Here is a 24,586-nt window from a genome sequence, read left to right on the forward strand (position 1 = left end):
ATGGGCAAATACTTAGTTCAGATTTTTCTAAACTAATGGTTGGCACGACGATAGACTTGCGGCCATGTGCCGCACTCCTGTGGCGAGGGAGCTTGCTCCCGCTCGGCTGCGCAGCAGTCGTAAAATCGGCTGATGCGGTCCGTCTGACACTACGAGGTGAATGGTTGTAGGGCCGCTTCGCAACCCAGCGGGAGCAAGCTCCCTCGCCACAAAAGCGCAACACGCATGACCTTGCAAACGGAGCCCCCATGGCCAACGCTTTACCCGACCTGAAACTGTTACGCATCTTCGTCAGCGTGGTGCGTCATCAGGGGTTTGCCAACGCGCAGCAAGAGCTCAACCTCTCGACTTCGGCGATCAGCACCTACATGAGCCAGCTCGAAGCCGCCCTAGGCCTGGTGCTCTGCCATCGCGGTCGCGGCGGTTTCAGCCTGACCAGCAAGGGCGAGCTGTTCCATCAGGAAACCCTGCGTCTGTTGGGCGAGCTTGAAGGCTTCGAGCAGTACGCGGCGGCGTTGAAGGGCGAACTGCGCGGCACTCTCAACCTCGGCGTCATCGACTCCACCGTCAGCGACAAGGCCTTGCCGTTCGCCGAAGCCATCGGCGCCTACAGCCAGGAACACCCGGCCGTGCATTTGCACCTGTCGGTCATGAGCCCCTACGAATTGCAGCTCGGCGTGCAGGACAACCGTCTCGACCTGGCCATCGGTGCGTTTTCCACGCGCATGAGCGGCCTGGTTTACATGCCGCTGTACCGCGAGCAACACTGGTTGTATTGCAGCAGCCGTCATCCGCTGTTCACCGAGCGGCGCATTCCTGAGCAAGTCATCACTCAGCAACGCATGGTCGGCCGTGGTTACTGGAGCCAGGCCGAACTGGCGCGCCACGGTTTCAAGCACAGCGCCGCCACCGTGGAAAGTATGGAGGCGCAGCTGATTCTGGTGCTGTCGGGCGCCTACATCGGTTACCTGCCGGAGCACTACGCCCAGGCTTGGGCGGACAAGGGCGATTTGCGCGTCCTGCTGCCGGCGACGTTTGGTTATCAGGCGCCGTTTTCGATGATCGTGCGTCGTGGCCGCAGCCGCGAGCCGCTGATCCAGACCTTCCGCGATCTGCTCAAAGCGCAACTGAACCAGGCCTGAGAACATGTCCAGAATCCAGTGTCCACGCTGCCTGCGCCCACAAACCCATTGCCTGTGCCCGCTGATCCCGAGCCTCGACAGCCGCACCCGAGTGCTGTTGTTGCAGCATCCCAGCGAAGTGAACCATGCGTTGAACACGGCGAGACTGGCCGCGTTGGGCTTGAAGAATGCCGAGTTGATTGTCGGTGAGGTGTTTGAGGATTTGCCGGTGCTGCTGAATCCTCCGGGGTATCAGGCGCGGTTGTTGTTTCCGGCCGACGATGCGCAGCCATTGCAGGCGTACACCACGAATGAAGAGCCGCTGTTGCTGGTCGTCCCGGACGGCACCTGGCGCAAGGCGCGCAAGATGTTGCACCTCAATCCGTTACTGGCGGCGTTGCCGAGGGTGACGTTGGTGGATGGCGGGGTGTCTCGATATCGACTGCGCAAGGCACCGGGGCCGGGGGCGTTGTCGACGGTGGAAGCGATTGTCCAGGCGTTGCAGACGCTGGAAGCGCCGAGCTCTTTTGAACCCTTGTTGAGACCGTTCGAGGCGTTGATCGAAGGCCAGATTGCGGCGATGGGGGAGGAGACTTACCAGCGTAACCACGGCAGGTGATTACTTGTGGCGAGGGAGCTTGCCCGCTGGAGTGCGAAGCGCTCCCAATTTGTCGACTCAGTACACCTGTTGCGCCTGGTTGAGTGATTTTGGGTCTGCTGCGCAGCCCAGCGGGAGCAAGCTCCCTCGCCACAGAGAATGAGTCAAACCTATCGCTCCCGCATCGCCTCGGTCCGCGCTTTCAACACCGGTTTCAACAGGTAATCCAGCACGCTTTTCTCGCCCGTGATGATATCTACCGTCGCCACCATCCCCGGAATAATCAGCAGCGGTTTCACATCGCCGCCCAAGTGATTCTTGTCGGTCCTCACCTGAATCAGATAAAAGCTGTTGCCCTTGTCATCGGTAATGGTGTCCGCACCAATCAGTTCCAGCTTGGCAGTCAACCCGCCATAAATCGTGTAGTCGTAAGCACTGAACTTGACCATTGCTTTCTGCCCCGGATGCAGGAACGCCACGTCCTGTGGCCGCACCTTGGCTTCGATCAGCAAGTTGTCTTCAATGGGGACGATCTCCACCATGTCGCTGCCCGGCTGGACCACGCCGCCGATGGTATTGACCTTCAGCACCTTGATGATTCCGTGCACCGGCGACACCACGGTGGTGCGGGTCACGCGGTCATCAATGGCGATGCTCGACGCTGTGATTTTCGACAGGTCGGTGCGTTTTTCATTCAGCTCTTTCGCCGCGTCCGAGCGGAAGGATTGCTCCGATTCATCGATCTTGCTTTTGATCTCGTTGATCGCCGATTCCGCCCGGGGAATTGCCAGCGTCGTCGCATTCAAAGAGCCGCGAATTTCCACCGCGCTGCGTTTGAGCCGCAGGATTTCCACCGGTGAAACCGCCCCGGTGCCCACCAGCGGCGCGGACATGTTCATCTCTTGTTGCAGCAAGGCCAGGCTCGAACTGAACTGCCCCTGCTTGGAGCGGAATTCCGCCAGTTCCTGAGTCTTTTGCCGCAGTTGTTCGGTTAGCGTCCGTTGCTCACTGGCCAGTCGACGCTGGCGTTGTTCATACAGCGAGCGTTCGTCCTCGGCCACTTGCGGGGCTTTGGCGATCACCTCAGGCGACAGCTTGAACGGCCGGCCTTCCGCTTCGGCCGACAGACGTTCGACCTGCGCGGTCAACGCATAACGATCCGCCTCGCTCTCGCCCTTGTTCGACAGAAACCGCGTGTCATCCAGGCGCAGCAAGGTGTCGCCCTTGTTCACCATTTGCCCTTCGCGCACGAAGATCTCGGTGACGATGCCGCCCTCCAGGTTCTGGATCACCTGGACCTTGCTCGACGGGATCGCCTTGCCTTCGCCCATGGTGACTTCTTGCAGCACTGCATACTTGGCCCAGACCAGAGCGGTAATCAGCAGCGCCGCGGCCAGCCACACGGTAATCCGCGACCAGCGCGGCGAATCCTGTAGCGAAGCGCCGGCGGTTTCCGGCATGAATTCGCTCTCGGCGGTTTTGCCGAAGCTGCCGAAGTAGCCGCGGTCTTGTGGCGTGTCGGATGATGAACGGGCCATGGGTAGCTCCTAGACAGCCGCAGAGCCGACACGGCCCTTGCGCAGTGCATCGATGACCGCTTCTTTCGGACCGTCGGCAACGATCCGCCCGTTATCCAGCACCAGCAGCCGATCTACCAGGCTGAGCATCGAGGTGCGGTGGGTCACCAGCAGCAAGGTCTTGCCCTGCACCCAGCCGTGGAGTTTTTGCCGCAAGACATCTTCGCTGCTGTTGTCCATGGCGCTGGTGGGTTCGTCGAGCAGCATGATCGGCGGATCCAGCAACAAGGCCCGGGCCAGCAGCACTGCCTGGCGTTGACCGCCGGACAGCAACTGCCCGCGTTCGCCCACGGGCCGGTCAAAACCTTGCGGATGCTGACGCGCCAGCTCGGTGACACCGGTCAGTTCGGCGACTTCGAGCATCCGTGAATCGCTGATGTAACGTGCGCCCAGGGTCAGGTTGTCGCGCAGGCTGCCGGCCAGCAGCGGCAGGTCATGGGCGACGTAACCGATTTGCTGGCGCAGGTCGGCGACATCGAGTTGCCGCAGGTCCAGGCCATCGAGCAGCAACTGGCCTTCTTCCGGCGCATAGAACCCCATCACCAATCGCGCCAGGGTGCTTTTACCCGAGCCGCTGCGACCGATGATGCCGATCCGTTCGCCGGGTTTGACGCTGAAACTGATGTTGGCCAGGGCAGGGGCGTTCTGGCCGTTGTAGTGGAAGGTCACGCCACTGACATCCATCGCGCCTTGCAACTGAGTGCGCTCCAGCGGCCGCTGGTGGGCGTCGCGCTCTTGCGGCAAGGACATCAGCGCATCGGTGCTTTTCATGGTCAGTTGCGCTTGCTGGTAGCGGGTGATCAAACCGGCGATCTGCCCCAAGGGTGCGAGTACGCGGCTGCCGAGCATGTAGGTCGCCACCAGCGCACCAACGCTGAGGTTGCCGGCGATGATGCTGTAGACGCCGGCGACAATGGTCGCCATGCCGGAGAATTGCTGGATGAACAGCGTGCCATTGGTGGCCAGCGCCGACAGATTGCGCGCATGGCTGTCGAGGCGGGTGAGGGCGCCGTGGGTGCTTTCCCATTTGTGCTGGCGCTCGCTTTCGGCGCTGCACGCTTTGAGGGTTTCCAGGCCGCCAAGGGTTTCGATCAGCAGGGCCTGGCGCTCGGCGCCGAGGCTCAGGCTTTTCTGCACGGTGTCGCGCAGGCGCACCTGAATGACCATCGCGAAAATGATCGTAATCGGAAACGCCAACAATGGAATCACCACCAGCCAGCCGCCGAGCAGGCCGATCACCACCAGCATCAACACGGCAAAGGGCAGGTCGATCAGGCTGGTCAGCGTGACGGCAGTGAGGAATTCACGCAGGCCCTGGAAGTCGTGGATGCTCTGGGCGAAACCGCCGATGGTCGCTGGCCGCGCTTTCATCGCCATGCCAGTGATGCGTTCGAACAAGGTCGCGGAAAGAATCACGTCGGTTTTCTTCCCGGCGGTGTCCAGCAAGTGCGCGCGCACCACCCGCAGCACCAGTTCGAAACCGGTGCCGATCAGCAAGCCGATCGACAGCACCCACAAGGTCGACGTGGCCTGGTTCGGCACCACGCGGTCGTAGGTTTGCATCACGAACAGCGGCACCATCAGCCCCAGGAGGTTGATCAGGAAACTCGCCAGAATCGCATCGCTGTACAGCCATTTCGACAGCTTCAAGGTGTCGCGAAACCACGCTTCCACACGCGGCACCAGCGGCGAGCGCAGGTCTTCGAGTTCATGGCGGGGCCGGGCGAACAAGGCCTGGCCGCTGTAATTTTCAGCCAGTTCTTCACGGCTGACCCATTGTTCGCCACCGTCCGCTTCGCTGGGCAGGATCAGCAACCGGCCGTCATCGCCATAGCGTCGCAGGATGGCGGTGCGGCCGTTGTTCAGGATCAGCATCACAGGCAGGTTGAGCGCGGAAATGTCCGCCAGTTCACGGCGCAGCACCCGCGCCTGCAAGCTGGCCCGGGCTGCTGCACGGGGCAGCAGGTCCAGGCTCAAGCGTTGTTTGTTCAGTGGCAGCCCGGCACTCAGGCTGGCGCGACTGACCGTCGCGCCGTGGAGTTTGCAGAGGATCAACAGACCGTCCAGTAGCGGGTCATCGAAGCTCAGGCGCGGATCGACACCGATGTTGCCGGGTTCCATGCTGGTCAAATTGATCGCCCCCAGTGAGCTACTTCAGTTCAGGCAAACGCGCTTCGTTTTTCACTTCGGCCTGGGCGATCGCATCGGCGGGTAGCACCACCCGTTGTTTGCTCAGCAACTGGCCCATGTTCGCCAGCACGCGGTACATCGAATACTCCTCGGTGTAGCGCACTTCGGTGTAGCGGCGATTGGCGTTGTAGAGCTCGTTTTCACTGTCGAGCAAGTCGAGCAGGGTGCGTTGGCCGAGGCCGAACTGGTCCTGATATGCCAGGCGCACACGACGGCTGGTGTCCGCGTATTCGCGGGCAGTCGGGGTTTGTTTCTTGGCATTGACCATGGCGTTCCAGGCCAGGTGGATGTTCTCGTTGAGTTGGCGCAAGGCGTTGTTGCGGATGTCCATCGCCTGGTTGATCTGATGCGCATTGGAGGCCAGGCGCGCCTTGTCGCTGCCGCCGCGGAACAGGTTGTAGTTCATCACCACGCCCACGCGCCACTCGTTGTCGTGGCCTTCATCGCCCTGCACGTTGTTGTTTGCGCCCACTGCCGCTTCGGCATCGAAACGCGGGTAGAACGGCGACTTTGAGACTTCGTACTGGCTCTCGGCCGATTGCACGTCAGCCTGGGCCGATTTCAGGTACGGGTTGTTTTCCACCATGCTCTGCTGGGCTTCCGGCAGAGAGGCAGGCAGTTCGCCGCGGATAGACGGCGGCGTTTCCAGTTCATCGGGCAGGCGCCCTACAACGGCGGCGAAATTCGACTCGGCATCCGCCAGATCGACCTCGGCGGTGTCGAGGTTGTTTTGCGCCAGTGCCCGGCGGGCGCTGGACTGGTCGGAGTCGGCGTTGCTGCCGACGCCACGCTGGGTGCGCAGGCCGATCTGATCGTTGACCCGCAAGTGAGCCTGCAGGTTGTTCGTGGCCAGGGTCACCAGTTCACGGCGCTTGAGCACTTCGAGGTAGACCTCGATGGTGCGCAATGCCAGGTCCTGAGCGGTGCCTTGAGCGTAATAGGCCCGGGAGTTGACGACCCCTTTGGTGCGTTCGACTTCGTTCGCGGTGTTGAAACCGTCGAACAGCATCTGCCGCAGGCGCAGCTCCGATTGGGTGTAGGTGAGGATTTCGGTGTTGTGATTGCCGAACGCCCGGGTGTTGGTGTTATCGCTGTACCCGCGCCCGTAGGCGGCGTTCAGATCAACTGATGGATAAAAGCCCCCCTTGGCGACTTTGACTTGCTCATCCGCGGACAGCCGCGAGTCGACGCGCGAGGCCAGTTCCGGGTGGGTTGCGATGGTGCTCTGGATCGCCTCGGTCACTGACATGGCTTGAGCCTGGGATGTGCAGGCCATGGCCAGCAGAATTGCGCTGCAAAGGGGGGTTAAAACGCGCATGGGTACATCTCCCTGATTCCTGATGGTTCTTTATCAGTCGCCAAATATTTGACGACATTTATAGGCAAAACCGTTTCATGCTTGTAACAACGTAGCTAAGAACATTCTAGAGCGTAGCTAAGAAATTTTTTTCATAGGGGTTATTCCAAAAAAAACTTATGCGCTCTGCAAAATCCAGCACATTGTTCACTCTGAAAGCCCTTGTTTTAGAAGCTCTAGGGAGCATTCGAGGGTTTAAGGAAAGTTCCATCCACTTATCGACATAGGGCGGAGAAGTGCTGGAGGGGAGGGAAGCGAAACGGTTTTGAGGCGACAGTTTTTTGTCGCTCTACAGGTTCAAAATCGTTACGCATCGCACAAAAGGCAATGTGGCTGCGATTGGAATCCCAAGGTTGTTGATTGCATTGGGGTTTTGCCAAAAACGGACTCATTGCCCATGAGCGACATGCTTGGCGAGACTATCGCCGGGGCAGCGGTTTACTCGGATAAACGCACCCCGCAGGCGATCCGCCAGGCAACCTGCTTCAACCATGAGCACGTTCTTCGCACAAACAGGGTGCCGACAGCGGTTGGCAGCGGAGGAAATGCACATGGCAACGCTCATTGGTACCGTCAGTAAAATCATTGGTCAGGTGTTCGCGGAAAGCGGCGGTACCCGGCGTGTGCTGGCCGAGGGCGATCGATTGTTCGCCGGCGACCAATTGATCACCGGCGCCGATGGCGCGGTGGCCGTGCATCTGAAAAATGGCCAGGAACTGACCCTCGGGCGTGGCAGCAGCCTGCAAATGAACTCCCAGTTGCTTGCGAATCAAGCGGCCCATGTGGAAACCGCTGAAGCGGTGACGCCGACTCAAGCGCAACTGACCGATGTCGAGCAACTGCAAAAAGCCATCGCGGCCGGCGATGACCCGACTCAAACCGCTGAAGCCACGGCGGCCGGACCTGCTTCGACCGGCGCACCCGGCGGGGCGGCGGGCGGCGGCCACAGTTTCGTCATGCTCGAAGAAGTGGGCGGGCGGGTCGACCCCACCATTGGCTTCCCCACCGCGGGCTTTAACGGCATTCCCGAATTTCCGCTCGAACGTCTGGCCGGTGATCCGGACAACGGCGACAACGGTGCCGGTTCAGGGGGCACGGGTGTCATTCCCGTTCCTGACGCGCCGAACAACCCGGTCACCCTCGCGGGCCTGTCGGTGGCGGGCGGCGAACTGACCCTCAACGAAGCTAACCTCGCGGACGGTTCTGCCAGCAATCCTGGCGCCTTGATCCAGAACGGCACCTTCACCGTGTCTGCGCCCGACGGGCTGACCAGCTTGAGTATCGGCGGGATCAATGTGATCACGGGTGGGGTGCCTGTCGGCTTCCCGCAGTCGATCACCACGCAACTGGGCAACACCCTGACGATCACCGGCTACAACCCGGCCACCGGCGTGGTCAGTTACAGCTACACCCTGGTCGGCAACGACACCCATTCGGCCGGCGAGGGTGTCAACAACCTCAGCGAACAGTTCATCGTCGTCGCTAATGATTCCAACGGCGATACCGCCACCGGCACGTTGGACGTCAACATCACCGACGATGTGCCCAAAGCGGTCGATGACAGCAACGCCAATACCGCCTCGGAATCCCTGCTGACCCTGACCGGCAGCGTGCTGCCCAACGACTCGCAGGGGGCTGACCGCATTCCCACAGGCCCCAACAGCGGGCCGATCATCGGCGGCACCTTCACCGGGACTTACGGCACGCTGGTGCTCAATCCCAACGGCAGTTACACCTACACGCTGAACACCAGCGACGCCGATTTCAAAGCGCTGCACGGCGGCGGTAGCGGCACCGAAACCTTCACCTACACCCTGACGGATGCCGATGGCGACACCAGCACCGCCAACCTGGTGCTGCAAATCCAAAACAACGATGACCCGGTCACGATCGGCGGCCTCAACGTCGAAGGCGGCGAACTCGTCGTCTACGAGAAAAACCTCAGCGACGGCAGCAGCCCCGACGCGCCCGCGCTGACACAGAGCGGCACCTTCACCATCACCGCGCTCGACGGTGTGCAAACCCTCAGCGTCGGTGGCATCAACGTGGTGGTCGGCGGCGTGTCCGCAGGATTCCCGCAATCGATCGTCACACCACTCGGCAGCACGTTGACCATCACCGGGTTCGACAGCGCGACCGGCGTGGTCAGTTACAGCTACACCCTGGCCGATAACGAAGCGCATCCGACGGCCAACGGTGCCAACGGGATCTCCGAGCAATTCGCCGTCACCGTGGTCGATGACAACGGCACCACCGCCAACGGCAATCTCGACGTCAACATCGTCGATGACCTACCTCAGGCCGTGGATGACAGCAACGCCGGCACCGCTTCGGAAACCCTGCTGACCCTCAACGGCAATGTGCTGACCAACGACACCCAAGGCGCCGACCGCGTGACCGTCGGCGAAAACGCCGGCCCGATCACCCCCGGTACTTTCATCGGGACTTACGGCACGTTGGTGCTGAACGCCAACGGCACGTACACCTACACCCTGAACACCAGCGATGCCGACTTCAAAGCGTTGCACGGCAATGGCAGCGGCACGGAAACCTTCACCTACACCCTCACCGATGCCGACGGCGACACCAGCACCGCCAATCTGGTGCTGAACATCCAAAACAACGATGACCCGGTGACCCTCAACGGCCTCGACGTGGCCGGTGGTGAACTGACTGTCTACGAGAAAAACCTCAGCGACGGCACCAGCCCGAACGCGCCCGCTCTGACCCAGAGCGGCACCTTCACCGTGACCGCCCTCGATGGCCTGCAAACCCTGACGGTCGGCGGCATTTCGGTGGTCAGCGGTGGCGTGGCCGCAGGTTTCCCACAATCGATCGTCACACCGCTCGGCAGCACGCTGACCATCACCGGCTACAACCCGACCACCGGCGTCATCAGCTACAGCTACACCCTGGCGGACAACGAAACTCATCCGAATGCCAACGGTGCCAACAGCCTCACTGAGAATTTCAACGTGGTGGCGACGGACACCGACGGCAGCACTGCGTCGGGCCAGATCAACGTCAACATCGTCGACGACCTGCCCACCGCCAACCCTGATTACGCTTCGGTAGACGAGGGCGCGACCGTCTCGGGCAACGTGCTGGATAACGACATCGGCGGTGCCGATGGTCCGGCGCTCAGCGGTGCCGTGATTGGCGTGCGCGCAGGCTCGGACACCTCGACCTCGGCCATCGGTGGACTGGGCACCAACATCAACGGCACCTACGGTTACCTGACGCTGGATGCCAACGGCAATGCGACCTACCACAGCAATCCCAACGCGGTGAACGGCCCCGGCGCGACCGATGTGTTCACCTATACCGTGCGTGATGCCGATGGTGACGAAAGCACCACCACCATCACCATCGACGTGTCCAACAGCAGCATTGTCGCCTCCACCGATGCCGACGTGACCGTCTACGAAAATGCCCTCGACCTGACCAAGGACGGGCAAGACCTGGCGGCCGGCACGGTCATCGGCAGCGACCCGACCAGCACCGGCGAAACCGCCAAGGGCACGCTGGTCGGCTCGGTCACCGGTGCGACCGGCGCGATCACTTACACGCTGGTGGGCAGCGCCACGGGCAACTATGGCCAGATCCAGCTCAACCCCAACGGCACGTACACCTACACCCTGACCTCGCCTGCGACCACCACGCCGCCTGCCAACGATGGCGCGAATTCGCTGACCGAAAGTTTCACCTACCAGGCCACCGATTCCCTGGGTAACAGCACCACCAGCACCATCGTGGTGAAGATCGTCGATGACGTGCCAAAAGCCTTCAACGATAGCAACACCGGCACAGCGTCGGAGGCCGTGCTGACGCTCAATGGCAATGTCCTGAGCAACGACGTCCAGGGCGCGGACCGTGTCGCCACCGGCCCGAACGCCGGGCCTGTGACCCCAGGCACCTTTACCGGGACTTACGGCACCCTGGTGCTCAACGCCAACGGCACGTACACCTACACGCTGAACACCAATGATGCGGACTTCAAAAACCTGCACGGCGGCGGCACCGGCACTGAAACTTTCGCCTACACCATTACCGATGCCGACGGCGATACCAGCACCGCCAACCTGGTGCTGAACATCCAGAACAACAACGACCCGGTCACGCTCAATGGCCTCGACGTGTACGGCGGTGAACTGACCGTCTACGAGAAAAACCTCAGCGACGGCACCACCCCGAACGCGCCCGCCCTGACCCAGAGCGGCACCTTCACCGTGACCGCGCTGGACGGCCTGCAAACCCTGACCGTCGGCGGCATTGCTCTGGTCACTGGCGGTGTGGCGGCAGGCTTCCCGCAATCGATCGTCACACCGCTGGGCAGCACGCTGACCATCACCGGCTACAACCCGGCCACCGGCGTGGTCAGTTACAGCTACACCCTGGCGGACAACGAAACTCATCCGAACGCCAACGGCGCCAACAGCATCACCGAGAACTTCAACGTGGTGGCGACGGACACCGACGGCAGCACCGCGACGGGTCAGATCAACGTCAACATCGTCGATGATTTGCCGACGGCCAAAGCGGACACGGCGAGCGTGGTCGAAGGCGGCACGGTCAGCGGCAACGTGCTGGACAACGACATCGGCGGTGCAGATGGCCCGGCACTCAGCGGCGCAGTGATTGGCGTGCGCGCAGGCTCGGACACTTCGTCCTCGGCCATCGGCGGCCTGGGCACGAACATCAATGGCACCTACGGTTACCTGACGCTGGATGCCAACGGCAACGCGGTCTATCACAGCAATCCCAACGCCGTGAGCGGTGCCGGCGCCACCGACACGTTTACCTACACCGTGCGCGATGCCGACGGCGATGAAAGCACCACCACCATCACCATCGACGTCTACAACAGCTGCATCAAAGCGGTCAGCGACACCGATGTCACCGTCTACGAGAAAGCCCTGGACCTGACCAAGGACGGGCTGGACCTGGCGGCCGGTACTGTCACGGGCAGCGAGCCCGGCAACACCGGCGAAACGGCCACCGGCACCCTGGTCGGCTCCGTCACCGGCGCGAGTGGCGCCATCACCTACACCCTGGTCGGCAGCGCCACCGGGGCCTACGGGCAAATGCTGCTCAACCCCAACGGTACCTACACCTACACCCTGACGTCGGCGCCGAAAACCTCGCCGAACACCAACGACGGCCCGAATACCCTGATCGAAAGCTTCACCTACAAAGCCACCGATGCGCTGGGCAACAGCACCACCAGCACCATCGTGGTCAACATCGTCGATGACGTGCCCAAGGTCCTCGGCGCGGAGCGTTCGGTGGCGGCTGTGGAGATCGATTCCAACCTGCTGCTGGTGATTGACGTCTCCGGCAGCATGGTTGACCCCTCCGGTGTACCGGGGCTATCGCGCCTCGAACTGGCCAAGCAGGCGATCAGTGCCTTGCTCGACAAATACGACGACCTGGGCGATGTGAAAGTGCAGATCGTCACCTTCAGCAGCAACGCCACCGACAAGACATCGATCTGGGTGGATGTGGCGACCGCCAAGTCGATCATCTCCGGCCTGACTGCCGGCGGTGGCACCAACTACGACGCCGCTGTCGCGACGATGCAAACGGCGTTCAACACCTCGGGCAAACTGACCGGGGCGCAGAACGTCGGCTACTTCTTCTCCGACGGCAAACCCAACGAAGGCGACATCGGCAGCGCAGATGAGGCCGCACTCAAAGCCTTCCTCGACGCCAACAGCATCAAGAACTACGCGATCGGCCTGGGCAGCGGCGTGAGCAACGCCTACCTCGATCCGCTGGCTTATGACGGCAGCACCCACACCAACACCAACGCTGTTGTGGTGACCGATCTCAACCAGCTCAACTCGGTGCTTTCGGGCACGGTGGTCGGCGCGCCGGTGACGGGCACCTTGCTGGAGGGCGGTACGTTCGGCGCCGATGGCGGCTTCATCAAAACCCTCGTGGTCGACGGCACCACCTACACCTACGACCCTAAAGGCAACAGCAATCAGGGTTCGTTGAACTTCAGTGGCGGCGCCAACCACGGCACCTTCAACACGGTGAACAACAGCATCAGCATCGCCACCAACAATGGCGGCACGTTGGTGGTGAACCTCGACACCGGCGAGTACACCTACACCTCGCAAAAAACCACGGCAGTGGTGATTACCGAAAACATCGGCTTCACCGCCAGCGACAACGACGGTGACCTGGCCAGCTCCACACTGACGGTCAAAGTCATCCCGAATGCGGCACCGGTGGCGGTCGATGACCACATCATCACCAACGTGCTCTCGGGCAACATTGTGGTGCCGGGCGAGATGCTGCTGGCCAACGACACCGATGCCGATGGCGATCCGCTGACGGCTTCACCCACCAACTTCAACACCGGCTGGATTTCCAAAGGCGCCGACTTCACCGGCACCGGGGCGATCAGCTTCTCCTCGACCGGCAACAACAACGCCAACCAGGTCCTGGCGAACGTGCGCAACGCCTTTGCGGCGAACGCGACGACCATGACGGCGGTGCTGGTGGTCAGTGGATATCTGGGCGGGGTCACCGCCGGTAACGCCAATGATGAGGACCGGATCACCGTCAACCTCAAACAAGGCGAAACCCTCAACCTGGACCACAACCTGGCGGGCGGTCACATCGCGATGGAGTACTCGCTCAACGGCGGGGCGTGGATCGCCCTCGCGGACGGGCAAACCCTCACCGCGGAGGCGGACGGGACCTATCAGATCCACGTCACCAACATCACCAACACCAGCGGCAGCGGCGTGAACAACGCGGAATACTACAAGCTGACCATGACCCTCGATTACGCCGGGGGCCACGACATCGCCCCGGATGCCCACGGCACCTACACCGCCAACGACAACCACGGCGGCAGCGACAGCGCGGGCGTGACCATCAGTTATCAGGACGGACATACCCTCACCGGCACGGCCGGCGACGATGTGCTGGTGGCGGGCACCGGCAACAACGTCCTCAATGCCGGCGACGGCAACGATGTGCTCACCGCTGGCTCCGGCAACAACGAACTGCATGGCGGCGCTGGCAATGATTTGCTGTTCAGCGGCACCGGCAACGACCTGCTCGACGGCGGCACCGGCACCGACACCGTGAGTTACGCCCACGCCACCGCCGGGGTCACGGTCGACCTGAGCGTGGCCACCGCGCAAAACACCGGCGGCGCCGGCACCGACACGTTGACCGCCATCGAAAACCTCACCGGCTCCAACTTCAACGACTCGCTCACGGGCGACAACCTGAGCAACGTCATCACCGGCGGTTTGGGCGATGACATCCTCAAGGGCGGCGGCGGTGACGACTTCCTGATCGGCGGCTTGGGCAACAACACCCTGACCGGCGGGGCAGGGGCCGACACCTTCCAGTGGCTCAAAGGCAACAGCGGCCACGACCTCGTCACCGACTTCACCCCAGGCACCGACAAACTCGACTTGTCGCAACTGCTGCAAGGCGAAAACGGCACCGCAGCATCGCTGGATGACTATCTGCACTTCAAAGTCATCGGCAGCGGCGCCTCGGTCCTGACCAGCATCGACGTCAGCGCCATGGCCGGCGCGGCACCGAACCAGACCATCGACCTGGCCGGCGTCAACCTGGCCAGCCACTACGGCGTCACGCCGGGAGCGGGCGGGGTGGTGGCGGGCGGGCACGATACCGCGACCATCATCAATGGCATGTTGAATGACCATTCGTTGAAGGTGGACACCGTATGACCTGAAGGCTGACCTCTGAAACGACAAAACCCGCCATTCCTGGGTAAGGAATGGCGGGTTTTTGTTGTCTGTGAGATCGCTTTCGTCGGATCGCCGCCCGGAACAAGCCCGCTCCGACACTTTGATCTTCAGTGAACACAAAACAGGCGAACAACCCGGATCAACTGTAGGAGCGAGGCTGCTCGCGAAGAGGCCCAAAAGACCGCCACAAAACTCACAGCCTGACACGCTGTTGTGGCGAGGGAACTTGCTCCCGCTGGCTTGCGAAGCAGCCCCAAAACCATTCACCGCGATTGTGTCTGATAAACAGCGTTTCGCTGGTTTTACGACTGCTGCGCAGCCGAGCGGGAGCAAGCTCCCTCGCCACAGGAAAGTGTTCGCACCAGGATTTTCGCTAACCCTGCGGAACGAAGTTATCCAGCATCCGATTCACCGCCAATTCCCCCAGCATCACCACCTGCTGAATCCCCAGTACCGTATTGCGATGCGAACCCTCCATCAACCCCGCGAAATTACTCAACATCACACTCGCCGACGCCAGGGTTTCGCAGGCGTTGACCAGCAGCGTTTCGTCATTGGTGTCGGGAGCGATGGAATAGATGGTGCTCGGTTTACGCGGAGTGTCTGCGGGGATGACCGGTTTGAGGTAGTAGTCGAGGGCGCGGTCGGCGGCTTCGTTGAGTTTTTTGGAATCGGTGGATTCGTAGGGGGAAACGTCGTCGGTTTCGGGTGGGTTGGGTGTGATCTTGAACATGGTGAAACTCCTTGATGATTGGAGTCGTCACCCCTCGCTGCTAAACGGAAAGGGTGGCGGCTGTGCGCGGGTTAGCAGACCAGGCATCAAGGAACCCGGCGCACCGAAGTGCCCCACGCACAGTCACCAAAACGCCAATCAGGAGGCAAAAAAGCCGACTGATCAAGAGGTGACATTGCGTGCCTTGATATTGACCGAGCTGCTAAACCCGATCGCTGCATTTGCAACGACACGGAAACGATAGGGCGAGGGGACAAGGCACACAAGCCGGCGGATTCTGGCGCAGTCGTAGGCAGCTACGCAAGGATGTGTAGGCAGAGTGAGTGTCTTGAAATGTCTTTTAAACACCGCCGTTTATTTCCTCCTCCAAATAAATAGCTGCGCCCCCCCTACGAGGTGTCAATCGCCGACGAACGGTAGCAAAACCTGTTATTTCTGACAGTAGCCAGTCTGTACGCAGTGCCGTTAAATCACTTCAGAGCAACAAATACCTGACACGCTGAATACGTACTGAGCGTGAGAGAACGTCGACAAAGTCTTGAGAGGAAGTCAGCAATGCCGATTTCTCAAAACCGGGCTGATCCAACGGATCCAACCCTGGAACAACCGAGGGTGCCTGCCATCCTCAAGGACGAGAACGGCGAAGAGAGTCCGGAGGGGCTGTTGCCGAGAAGTGCAGTGAGTGATGACCTGGTCGTCATCGTTCCGAACTGGAGAACGGCACTCGTCGATCCGTTTCCCTACATCATCTCTATCAGTTGGGTAAAGGAAGGCAGTTCGTTCACCGAAGTGTACAGGGAGGAGTTCACCGACCCAGGGGAGAAGACCTTGAAAGTCCCTCGGGACAAGCTGGATCACGGTATTTATTCCCTGTCGTACCAACTCAGTTACGGCGGGAACGCAGAACTGTCCTTCTCCAAGCGCGTCACGGTCGATAGAGTGCCGCCGGATGATGGTCAGGAGCCAAAGCCGCTGGTGATGCTGGATGTTCCCGGCGATATCACCGATGACTACCTCACACGATTTGGAGAGGTCAGATTACAAGTCCCGCTCTATGTCGATTTAAAGGCCCGGGATCGCGCAATCTATTATTTGACGGACAACCCCAATCCTCTGGATACCGAATCTGGCATTCGTGAGCAGGAGTTCAGTCAACAGGACATTGACCAGCGTCGTCTCATCATTACCGTGTACGCGGCGGATATTCGTGGTCGTGGGCACGGTCAACGCTACTTTTATTACCGGCTACGTGATTGGGCCGGCAACCGTGGGCCACGCTCGACCCTGTTACCGGTTTTTGTCGACTTGACGCCGGCCCCTGGCAATCTCGATCCAGCTCGGGTGCCATTGTCGGTGCGAGGGTTGATCGACCGCGAACACGCTCGCGAAGGGGCGGTCGATCAGAAAGCGGTCACCGTCGAAATCGATGCCTATGACAATCCGGACGCCTCCGACAAGGTTCTGATCCGGTGGAATAGTCATGCTCTCGCCCCCCTGGACGTTGACCCAACCCAATTTCCGCTCAGCCAAACTGTACCGTGGTCGACACTGACGGCTGACGGGCTCGGGCCGATGGATGCGCGTGTTGACTACCGCATCAGTCGTGGCGGGACACCGACGCCGCCTGCTCCAGAAACGCAGGTGCCGGTCAATTTGACGGTCGCCGGTCCGGATCACGCTGACGCTCCCGCGATGTTGAACCTCACGCTGGCGAATCTGGAGATCTATGGCGCTGTTTCGAAACAACTGAACACGCTGCAGACGATAGATCATGGTCAGCCCGCCGACGGGTACTTGCGCTTGTACGACAATCCACAGCCTGGAGAAAAGATCTTCCTGTACTGGGGCGCCATCAGCACGCCAGTCGCTGAATACGAGGTCAAGGATGGCGACAGCGCCGGGCAAAATATTGAGTTCAGTATTCCTTGGACGGCTATCGAGCAAGACATGGAAAATCCGGCGTTACCGGTGTGGTACACCACCGACAACCAGGTAAACGTGCAGTTGGCCCGAGCGACTCCGGTAAACGTGGCAATCATCATCATCAGGAATTTGCCGGAGCCGACGTTCCCTGATGGCGGGCTAAAAGGCCTGCTTGATTGCTGTGCCAGACCTCGATTGTGGGAGCAGGTGCGGGTGCATATCGAGGGTAACGACGCCTTCGACAAAGACGATATTGTCGAGCTTCATTGGCAAGGGTGTTACGGCCCCAATGGCACATCCCCCATCCCGGGGGTCACTGAGTCATTTGAAACAACACTCAGTCTTGAGCAGGCACGCAATGGTTTTGATATATCGGTGACAGACTATGAAAGGTTAGTTGCGCCGATGGTTGATCGCGGATCAGCACTTTGCCGATATTTTTTGAGAAAGAGCAACGGCGGACAAGGTGAGTCGAAGTCTGAGTTTGTGATTATCAATAGAACGATGCCCAGTGGTCAATTGTGCGGGCCGAATAATGATATTTGCGAAGAATCATTCGTGAGTGACGTGCCTAAACATTGATCGATTAAAAGAGCGCAATACTGTCCGCTGTTTAAGTCGGATTATCAGAATTAAAGTCCGCGCGTGGGTGGTCAGTTTCCAAGTGTCCTGACGGGGGCTGGTAGTGTCCTTTGTCAGATAATCAAGCAATTGAAAGGAAGATACAGATGACCAGTTTCAAACCATTGGATCCCGCACAGAATCGCGCGCGTTATCTTGTCGTTCGGCAGAGTATGCCTACAGAGGACGCAGCGCCCCCCTCCCTGCACGCTGATAATCCCCTGTTGCCCGATACCGCGGACGATTTGCCAAATCAGTTGCATTCCAGTCTTCAAGGCGCACAGCTAAAAGTGCTGATCCCCCGATTTGCTCAGGCGGGCGATGAAAACGCTATACCAGGGTTTTTGAACTTGACCTGGAATGGCAGTCGTGTTGGTACCCGATATGATTATGAGACTCCAATTGATCCCGCCATCACTGCGTTTGAATTGCTGTTGCCAGCAGGTCTCACTAATGCATCGGGATCGCATGAGTTAAGTTATATACTGAGTCATGGTGGCAATCCTGATGAAGTTGCGCACGAGGTAATTAATATCGATACGCAGGCTCCCTTGCCGAACGGTGAGGTGACCCTTCCTGCAGAAGTTGAGCGAGACGGCATTACCAAACCTTACCTGGATGCCAACGGTTTTGTTCTTGTTACCGTCCCTCAATACGCCACAAAAAAAATCGGGGATGTAATCGAAGCTTTCTTTGGCATATCTTTGCCAGGAGCTATTTCGATAGGGAATGTGACTGTTACAGATACCGCCGTGCCGGTGACTTTCAACTTGACTGCTGCCCAGGTTGGCACCGAAGAGGGTGAAAAAGAACTCTGGTATACGTTGATGGATCGGAAAGGTAATAAGAGTCTCCCCTCAGCGTACAAGAAAACGAACGTATCGCTGACGGATCCGCCAGAGGGATTATTGCCACCCAACATTCCGCTGTTTGATGATGATACGCTACCTAAACTGGTGGATCTGGCCGATGCGCGGATGCCTTTGGGCATCGGGATATTGGCTGAGTACGATAATTACATCGCGGATCGTGATGAGATCGAAGTGACGGTAGATGGCATTCTATTGCCCGCACAGCGGATCAACGGCTTTCCCTTCTACGTGAATGTTCCCTATAGCGCGCTGGCTAAAGATAGCCTTGGCGAAAAAACAATAACAACCAGTTATCAGATAAAGCGCGGCACGGTTCGTCACCCATTAACGCCACTTACAAAAAATATTGTTGTCGACCTCCGCAGACCGGGGCCCGGTGAAGGGGAGGAGAATCCCAATCCGGACCTTGATCTGGTGACTGTTCAAGGACAAGGAGGTAATGGCCCGAATGTACTGACAGAAGACGACAAAGATCAGACGGTTTCAGTCACTGCGCAGGTTTTTGATGGCGTCAAGGACGGAGACGTTGCGACACTGATCTGGAAGGGTGTTGAGGTGACAGCAGCACAGGGCGGCGTCATTGAACTGGATGGAACGGAAACGGATGATTTGGAATGGACTGTTGAGTGGGAAGTTGTGGATGAAGGAGGAAATGGCAATCCGCTTCCGGTAAGTTACAAACTAACCAATCCGGACCTTAACGAAAATGAGGAGTTTTCGTTGCCTCAGGACGTTGATGTTTATATTCGTCCGGGTGTTGCGCCCGAAGTAAGGTTTCAACATATGGATCCAGATTTGACTCTACTCAATTGCCAATCTTTGCGAGCCGATGCAGTGCTTGGCAAATGTGCTGAAGCACTGGTCGCAGGTGGAGAGCCGGAATTGAAGGGGAAAACATTGGCCTGTACTTATCAAGGGTATAGCGATTCTGCGGGGACTACAGTAAAGCCGGGTACCAAGTACGAATTCAACTATTCTCCGAGCGATCAGGAGGTTGACGACGGTTTTATTATAAAAGTCCGCTACCAGGAGCTTCTTGCAACACAGAGCGCATGGGGGGAAATCAGTTACGTCGTCGAGATCGATGGGCGGGACGTAACTTCCAGTCACTTCGTTAGAGTGCATATGGTAGGGGGGACTGGAACGCCTTGTCCGATTTAAGTGAAAAAGCCCGGAAGGTGTAAAACCTTCCGGTTTTTTTTAGTGAGGGAAGTTATGGAAATATTCGCTATGTGATTTCGGATATTTCCTACATTTTTTTAGGGGGAGTTCCTTTACCTTCCGCGCTCTATTTTTTCACGCAAATGTATTTGCGCACTTTTTATTATGAGTTGGAGGTGGATAAATTATGAAAGTATTTGGCGAGCTCCCCGTCAGGGTTATTCGAAAACGCGCGCTGGGCGTACTGGTGTTCATGCCGGTCTTTTCTTTGTCCGGCACGGGTGCACAGGCGGCAACCATCGTCGACGGAACGACACTGGATATCGACTCATCGACAACGTCGATCGACTATCTGGTGCGTAACAATGGCGTGTTGAACGTCAATGGCGCCAGTACCCGATCGATCACTGTGCAATCTGGCTCAACGTTGAATATCAACGGCGCGAGCATTGTCGGCAGTAGCGGCGCTGAAGGCGTTGTAGTCACCAGCAGTCGAGGCACTATCGATCGGGCCAATGTGACCAGCGAAGACATCGGGCTGGCCGTAAACCGTTCCAGTGTCGCGGCCGGCGGATCGGACGTGACCGTTTCCAATAGCCAGATCAAGGGTGAAGTAGCTGGTGCCCAGGTCACGGGGCTGAGCAAATTGTCGTTGATCAATACGCAAGTCACCGGCTCGGCAGGCGACGGCATTGGTGTGAACATTCTGGGCGGTGAAGTGGATGCCTCTGCCGGGACGCATATCACCGGGCAGGCGACAGGTGTGCGGATGGTCAACGATTCCGCCAATGTAGGTGCTCGTGCCCTTACACTGGATAATGCCATCGTACAGGGTGTCAACGGCTCCGCGGTTCTGGTCGAGAGAGGCACAAATGCCACTATCCGTCTCTCGAACGGTGCCAGTCTGCTTGCCGGAAACAACATCCTGCTTGATGTGCAAGGCGCCTCTACCGCCGCCATGACCGTCGCCAACAGTGCGCTTCAAGGCAACGTGAATATAGATGGCAGCAGCGTAGCGAACCTCACCTTCGATCAGGGCCATTTCACCGGTGATGTCGTGCTCGTCGATGACGCCTCCTCGGCCACGGTCAACCTGCAAAACAATTCACGGTTCACCGGCAGCCTGGATAAGGTCGACGGTGTGACCATCAACAGCGGCTCCAACTGGACCCTGACCCGCAACGACACCGTCGGCGCATTGGCCATGAATGGCGGTACAGTCAGCTTCGGTTCGCCCGATGCCCCGGACACGTTCTACCAGTTGAACGTCGGAACACTTGCGGCCTCAGGCACCGGCGCCAATGTATTTGCGATGAAAGGCAACTTTGCCACCGGCCATCACGATTTCCTGAACGTGACCGGTGTGGCCACTGGGCAGTTCGGTCTGTTGGTTGCGGCCTCTGGGCTGGATGCCGTGTCTCCCGGGCAATTGAACCTCGTGCATACGGCGGCGGGTGATGCGCAATTCTCGCTGATCAGTGGCAGGGCGGACCTGGGAACCTGGTCCTATTCGCTGAAAAGCACGATGGACGAAAGCGGGGCTACCGACTGGTATCTGGACCCTGCTACCGAAACCGTCAGCCCGGGCGCGCGTTCGGTATTGGCCCTGTTCAATACAGCGATCACTGTGGCCACCGGCGAAGACGCATCCCTACGCAGTCGCATGGGTGAGCTTCGATTCAACGGCGGCAAGTCGGGTGCCTGGGTGCGTACTTACGGCAGCCAATACAATGTGGCTGACGGCTCGGGTGTGGCTTATCAGCAAACCCAGCAAGGTTTTTCCCTGGGCGCTGATGCGAGACTGGGTGAGAGCCAATGGTTTATGGGGGTGATGGCGGGGTACAGCAATTCCAGGCTGAATCTTGATTACGGCACTTCCGGCACCGTCGACAGCTACTACGTCGGGCCTTACGCAACTTGGCTCGATGCCGATTCCGGTTACTACTTCGATGCCGCGCTCAAGTTCAACCACTTCCGCAACGAGTCAAAAGTCGGCCTGAGCGACGGTTCCCGTGCCAAAGGCGACTACGACAACTCCGGCCTCGGCGGCTGGGCCGAATTCGGCCGACACATCAAGTTCGGCGATGGCTACTTCATCGAGCCGTTTACCCGATTCTCGTCTGTCGTGATCCAGGGCAAGCATTACAACCTGGACAACGGCATGGACGCCAACGGTGATCGGGCCCGCTCGATGCTGGGCAAGGTCGGCAGCACCTTCGGGCGCAATTTCGACTTCGGCAACGGCAAGGTGGTACAGCCTTATATCAGTGCCGCGGCGGGTTACGAGTTCGCCAAAAATAACAAAGTGCAAGTGAACAACAATGTGTTTAACAACGACCTGTCGGGCTACCGTACCGATTTCGGGGCGGGGTTGGCAGTGGCTTTCTCCGAGGGGATGCAGGCGCACGTTGATTTTGATTATGAAAAGGGCGAGCACATTGAGAAGCCGTGGGGGGTTAACTTTGGGGTGAGGGTTAACTGGTAAGGGAATAGTAGTCTTGCAAGACTGAAACGCCGCTTCTCCTATTGGGTAAGCGGCGTTTTTTATTGACCCGTCTGACCGGCAATCACCTGTCTCGGCAACCACGAATCTCCATCCTCAATCCGCTTCACCTTCAGCAACAACGGTAGCGCCAGGGTAATCGACTGCCCGCCCCGCACCAGCTTCCATCGTAACTGCGCACCTTGTCATGCCACACCCCGAGAAGCGCCGCCCGATGGTTCGAGTCGAGTGGTGACTCCGGAAACGGCGGTGACCCGACACAGCGTTCATCAGGACCAGTCGCGCCTGATCCTGGTTAAGTTCACATCAGTCATGCAGGTGAAGGCGCGTAAATAGATTCGGCGCTTTAACTAGTCTTTAATCACGATTGTGGAAATAAATATTTCCCCTTCGCTTATCACATTCAAAACCTTATTCGCTCTCCCATGATGGAAGAAGTTAATGAGGTGCGCTTTTGTACTCGTCAGGTTTATAAGACTATAAAGGTTGAATACACCATGCCCCGAATCGCCAGCGTTGGTCGACGTCGGATGCGCAACGTTGATCCATATGATCTATATTGTAGAAAGCGTATGTTTGATAACCCTGAGCCGGAGGGCATCCACCCACTTCACAAAGCCAATAATTTCGGGCGGTAGGTAATTTTTGGCCATACACTCGTTGCATGTCATTGAGGGCTTGGCCAGCCGGCAATGCATTGCCGAAGGAGCTCATCCAGGAAACGGCCTGAGCGTGCGTTAAATATGAATCATTAGATCGCAGTTGATATATGTTTCTCACTGATATTGGATAACTTACCAATTGAAGCGATGCGTCTCGAACGAAAATTGTGGCATTGCCGATACTGTTGCCAGTGACTTTGCCCGTTTGTGTCACGGAGGCAACGGCCTCATTACTTGAATAATAATAATAGGGAGTCTTTCCACCTTGAGCCAGGCGAACATCAGTATTGCCAATAGAATCTTGTCCAGTTTTCGGCCAATTTGGGATTTTTACTGAGAGCCCATTTAGGTTCATCTGACTAGTATTAATTGTTAATGGTGTTGCTACTGTGAGGCTACGCGCTGGCGTGGAGGACTGTCCACTGCCATACAACGCTTTAGCGGTGAAGCTGTGAGACGCCACACTCAACCCTGTCACCAGCAAGTACCAGATTCCCGTCGTTGTACTGGCGGTGGGCTCCCCCTTCGATATGGTGCCGTCGAGTACCTGGACCTTCTGACCTTTGCTGGCCGTGCCGGTCAGCGACACACTGGTCTCCAATGTTGTACCGCCATTGGGAATTTCGACCCCGCTTGGCGAGCCTTTGACTGAATCAATGGTCGGTTTGACCTCCACCGCCACGGTAAACGTGAACGGTGGAGCGGACTCTTCGCCTTCGCCATACAGCGCCAGCGCCTTGAGGCTGTAAGCCTTGACGGTCAATGCACTTACCACCTGAGTCCAGACGCCCGAACCATTGGCGGTAGGTTCCCCCAGTGACGTGGTGCCATCAAGCAAGCGGACTTTCTGGTTGGGACTGGCCTTGCCAGTGACGGTCACCGACCGGTCAAAGGTGATGCCGCCCTGGGGGACCGGGCCTTTGGAATCGGTGACCGAGTCAATGGCCGGTTTGAGCGCCGCCGCCACGGTAAACGTGAACGGTGGAGCGGACTCTTCGCCTTCGCCATACAGCGCCAAAGCCTTGAGGCTGTAAGCCTTGACGGTCAATGCACTTACCACCTGAGTCCAGGTGCCGCTGCCATTGGCGGTAGGTTCCCCCAGTGAAGTAGTGCCATCGAGCAAGCGGACTTTCTGGTTGGGGCTGGCCTTGCCAGTGACGGTTACTGATCGGTCAAAGGTGATGCCGCCCTGGGCGACCGGGCCTTTGGAATCGGTGACCGAGTCAATGGTTGGCTTGACCGCCACCGCCACGGTAAACGTGCGCAACGGGGTGGATGCTTCGCCCTCGCCATACAGCGCCAGCGCCTTGAGGCTGTAAGCCTTGACGGTCAATGCACTTACCACCTGAGTCCAGGTGCCGCTGCCATTGGCGGTAGGTTCCCCCAGTGATGTAGTGCCATCGAGCAAGCGGACTTTCTGGTTGGGGCTGGCCTTGCCAGTGACGGTTACTGATCGGTCAAAGGTGATGCCGCCCTGGGCGACCGGGCCTTTGGAATCGGTGACCGAGTCAATGGTTGGCTTG

General features: G+C 58.8%; 11 protein-coding genes. 6 read left to right on the forward strand and 5 right to left on the reverse strand.

Features of this window, described 5'->3' with window-relative positions; all coding sequences use genetic code 11:
- Positions 1 to 248: 248 nt before the first annotated feature.
- Both FBY01_RS12975 and FBY01_RS12980 read left to right on the forward strand, forming a co-directional pair.
- Positions 249 to 1,142, forward strand: coding sequence for a LysR family transcriptional regulator (locus FBY01_RS12975; RefSeq protein WP_007945995.1), 894 nt, complete (start codon positions 249 to 251; stop codon positions 1,140 to 1,142).
- 4 nt (positions 1,143 to 1,146) lie between these two features.
- A complete protein-coding gene (locus FBY01_RS12980) occupies positions 1,147 to 1,740 on the forward strand; it encodes a tRNA-uridine aminocarboxypropyltransferase (protein ID WP_145308076.1) in 594 nt (197 codons plus the stop codon).
- A gap of 149 nt (positions 1,741 to 1,889) precedes the next feature.
- On the opposite strand, the gene FBY01_RS12985 is transcribed toward FBY01_RS12980, so the two are convergent.
- Genes FBY01_RS12985 through FBY01_RS12995 form a run of 3 tightly spaced genes read right to left on the reverse strand, consistent with a single transcriptional unit; the run spans position 1,890 to position 6,804 of the window.
- Positions 1,890 to 3,257, reverse strand: a complete 1,368-nt coding sequence (locus tag FBY01_RS12985) for an HlyD family type I secretion periplasmic adaptor subunit (protein ID WP_145308074.1) — start codon at positions 3,255 to 3,257, stop codon at positions 1,890 to 1,892.
- 9 nt (positions 3,258 to 3,266) lie between these two features.
- Complete coding sequence (locus FBY01_RS12990; protein WP_083374772.1) at positions 3,267 to 5,426, reverse strand: type I secretion system permease/ATPase; 2,160 nt, start codon at positions 5,424 to 5,426, stop codon at positions 3,267 to 3,269.
- 19 nt (positions 5,427 to 5,445) lie between these two features.
- Positions 5,446 to 6,804, reverse strand: coding sequence for a TolC family outer membrane protein (locus FBY01_RS12995; RefSeq protein ID WP_010461997.1), 1,359 nt, complete (start codon positions 6,802 to 6,804; stop codon positions 5,446 to 5,448).
- Between the two features lie 590 nt (positions 6,805 to 7,394).
- Between FBY01_RS12995 and FBY01_RS13000 the strand changes: the two genes are divergently transcribed.
- Positions 7,395 to 14,567 (forward strand): retention module-containing protein, encoded by a 7,173-nt coding sequence (locus FBY01_RS13000; protein WP_145308072.1) that lies wholly within the window; start codon positions 7,395 to 7,397, stop codon positions 14,565 to 14,567.
- 394 nt (positions 14,568 to 14,961) lie between these two features.
- Here FBY01_RS13000 and FBY01_RS13010 read toward each other — a convergent pair whose 3' ends face one another.
- Complete coding sequence (locus FBY01_RS13010) at positions 14,962 to 15,321, reverse strand: DUF6124 family protein (protein WP_010461993.1); 360 nt, start codon at positions 15,319 to 15,321, stop codon at positions 14,962 to 14,964.
- Positions 15,322 to 15,876: 555 nt separating this feature from the next.
- Between FBY01_RS13010 and FBY01_RS13015 the strand changes: the two genes are divergently transcribed.
- The 3 genes from FBY01_RS13015 (at position 15,877) to FBY01_RS13025 (ending at position 22,383) form a co-directional block, all read left to right on the forward strand.
- Complete coding sequence (locus FBY01_RS13015; RefSeq protein WP_010461992.1) at positions 15,877 to 17,826, forward strand: hypothetical protein; 1,950 nt, start codon at positions 15,877 to 15,879, stop codon at positions 17,824 to 17,826.
- Between the two features lie 146 nt (positions 17,827 to 17,972).
- Positions 17,973 to 19,898 (forward strand): hypothetical protein, encoded by a 1,926-nt coding sequence (locus FBY01_RS13020; RefSeq protein WP_145308070.1) that lies wholly within the window; start codon positions 17,973 to 17,975, stop codon positions 19,896 to 19,898.
- Positions 19,899 to 20,085: 187 nt separating this feature from the next.
- On the forward strand, positions 20,086 to 22,383 hold the full coding sequence (locus FBY01_RS13025; RefSeq protein ID WP_010461988.1) for an autotransporter outer membrane beta-barrel domain-containing protein: 2,298 nt from the start codon (positions 20,086 to 20,088) through the stop codon (positions 22,381 to 22,383).
- A 495-nt stretch (positions 22,384 to 22,878) separates the two neighbouring features.
- On the opposite strand, the gene FBY01_RS13030 is transcribed toward FBY01_RS13025, so the two are convergent.
- Positions 22,879 to 24,586, reverse strand: a 1,708-nt coding sequence (locus FBY01_RS13030) for an Ig-like domain-containing protein (protein ID WP_178114267.1), incomplete at its 5' end; no start/stop codon positions are given.

It is taken from the genome of Pseudomonas sp. SJZ077, from assembly GCF_007993905.1.
Classification (GTDB): domain Bacteria; phylum Pseudomonadota; class Gammaproteobacteria; order Pseudomonadales; family Pseudomonadaceae; genus Aquipseudomonas; species Aquipseudomonas mandelii.

Excerpts from the sequence above, each read along its gene's own strand:
- FBY01_RS12975 (WP_007945995.1), top strand. The coding sequence starts at position 249 with ATGGCCAACGCTTTACCCGACCTGAAACTGTTACGCATCTTCGTCAGC.
- FBY01_RS12980 (WP_145308076.1), top strand. The coding sequence starts at position 1,147 with ATGTCCAGAATCCAGTGTCCACGCTGCCTGCGCCCACAAACCCATTGC.
- FBY01_RS12985 (WP_145308074.1), bottom strand. The coding sequence starts at position 3,257 with ATGGCCCGTTCATCATCCGACACGCCACAAGACCGCGGCTACTTCGGC.
- FBY01_RS12995 (WP_010461997.1), bottom strand. The coding sequence starts at position 6,804 with ATGCGCGTTTTAACCCCCCTTTGCAGCGCAATTCTGCTGGCCATGGCC.
- FBY01_RS13000 (WP_145308072.1), top strand. The coding sequence starts at position 7,395 with ATGGCAACGCTCATTGGTACCGTCAGTAAAATCATTGGTCAGGTGTTC.
- FBY01_RS13010 (WP_010461993.1), bottom strand. The coding sequence starts at position 15,321 with ATGTTCAAGATCACACCCAACCCACCCGAAACCGACGACGTTTCCCCC.
- FBY01_RS13015 (WP_010461992.1), top strand. The coding sequence starts at position 15,877 with ATGCCGATTTCTCAAAACCGGGCTGATCCAACGGATCCAACCCTGGAA.
- FBY01_RS13020 (WP_145308070.1), top strand. The coding sequence starts at position 17,973 with ATGACCAGTTTCAAACCATTGGATCCCGCACAGAATCGCGCGCGTTAT.
- FBY01_RS13025 (WP_010461988.1), top strand. The coding sequence starts at position 20,086 with ATGAAAGTATTTGGCGAGCTCCCCGTCAGGGTTATTCGAAAACGCGCG.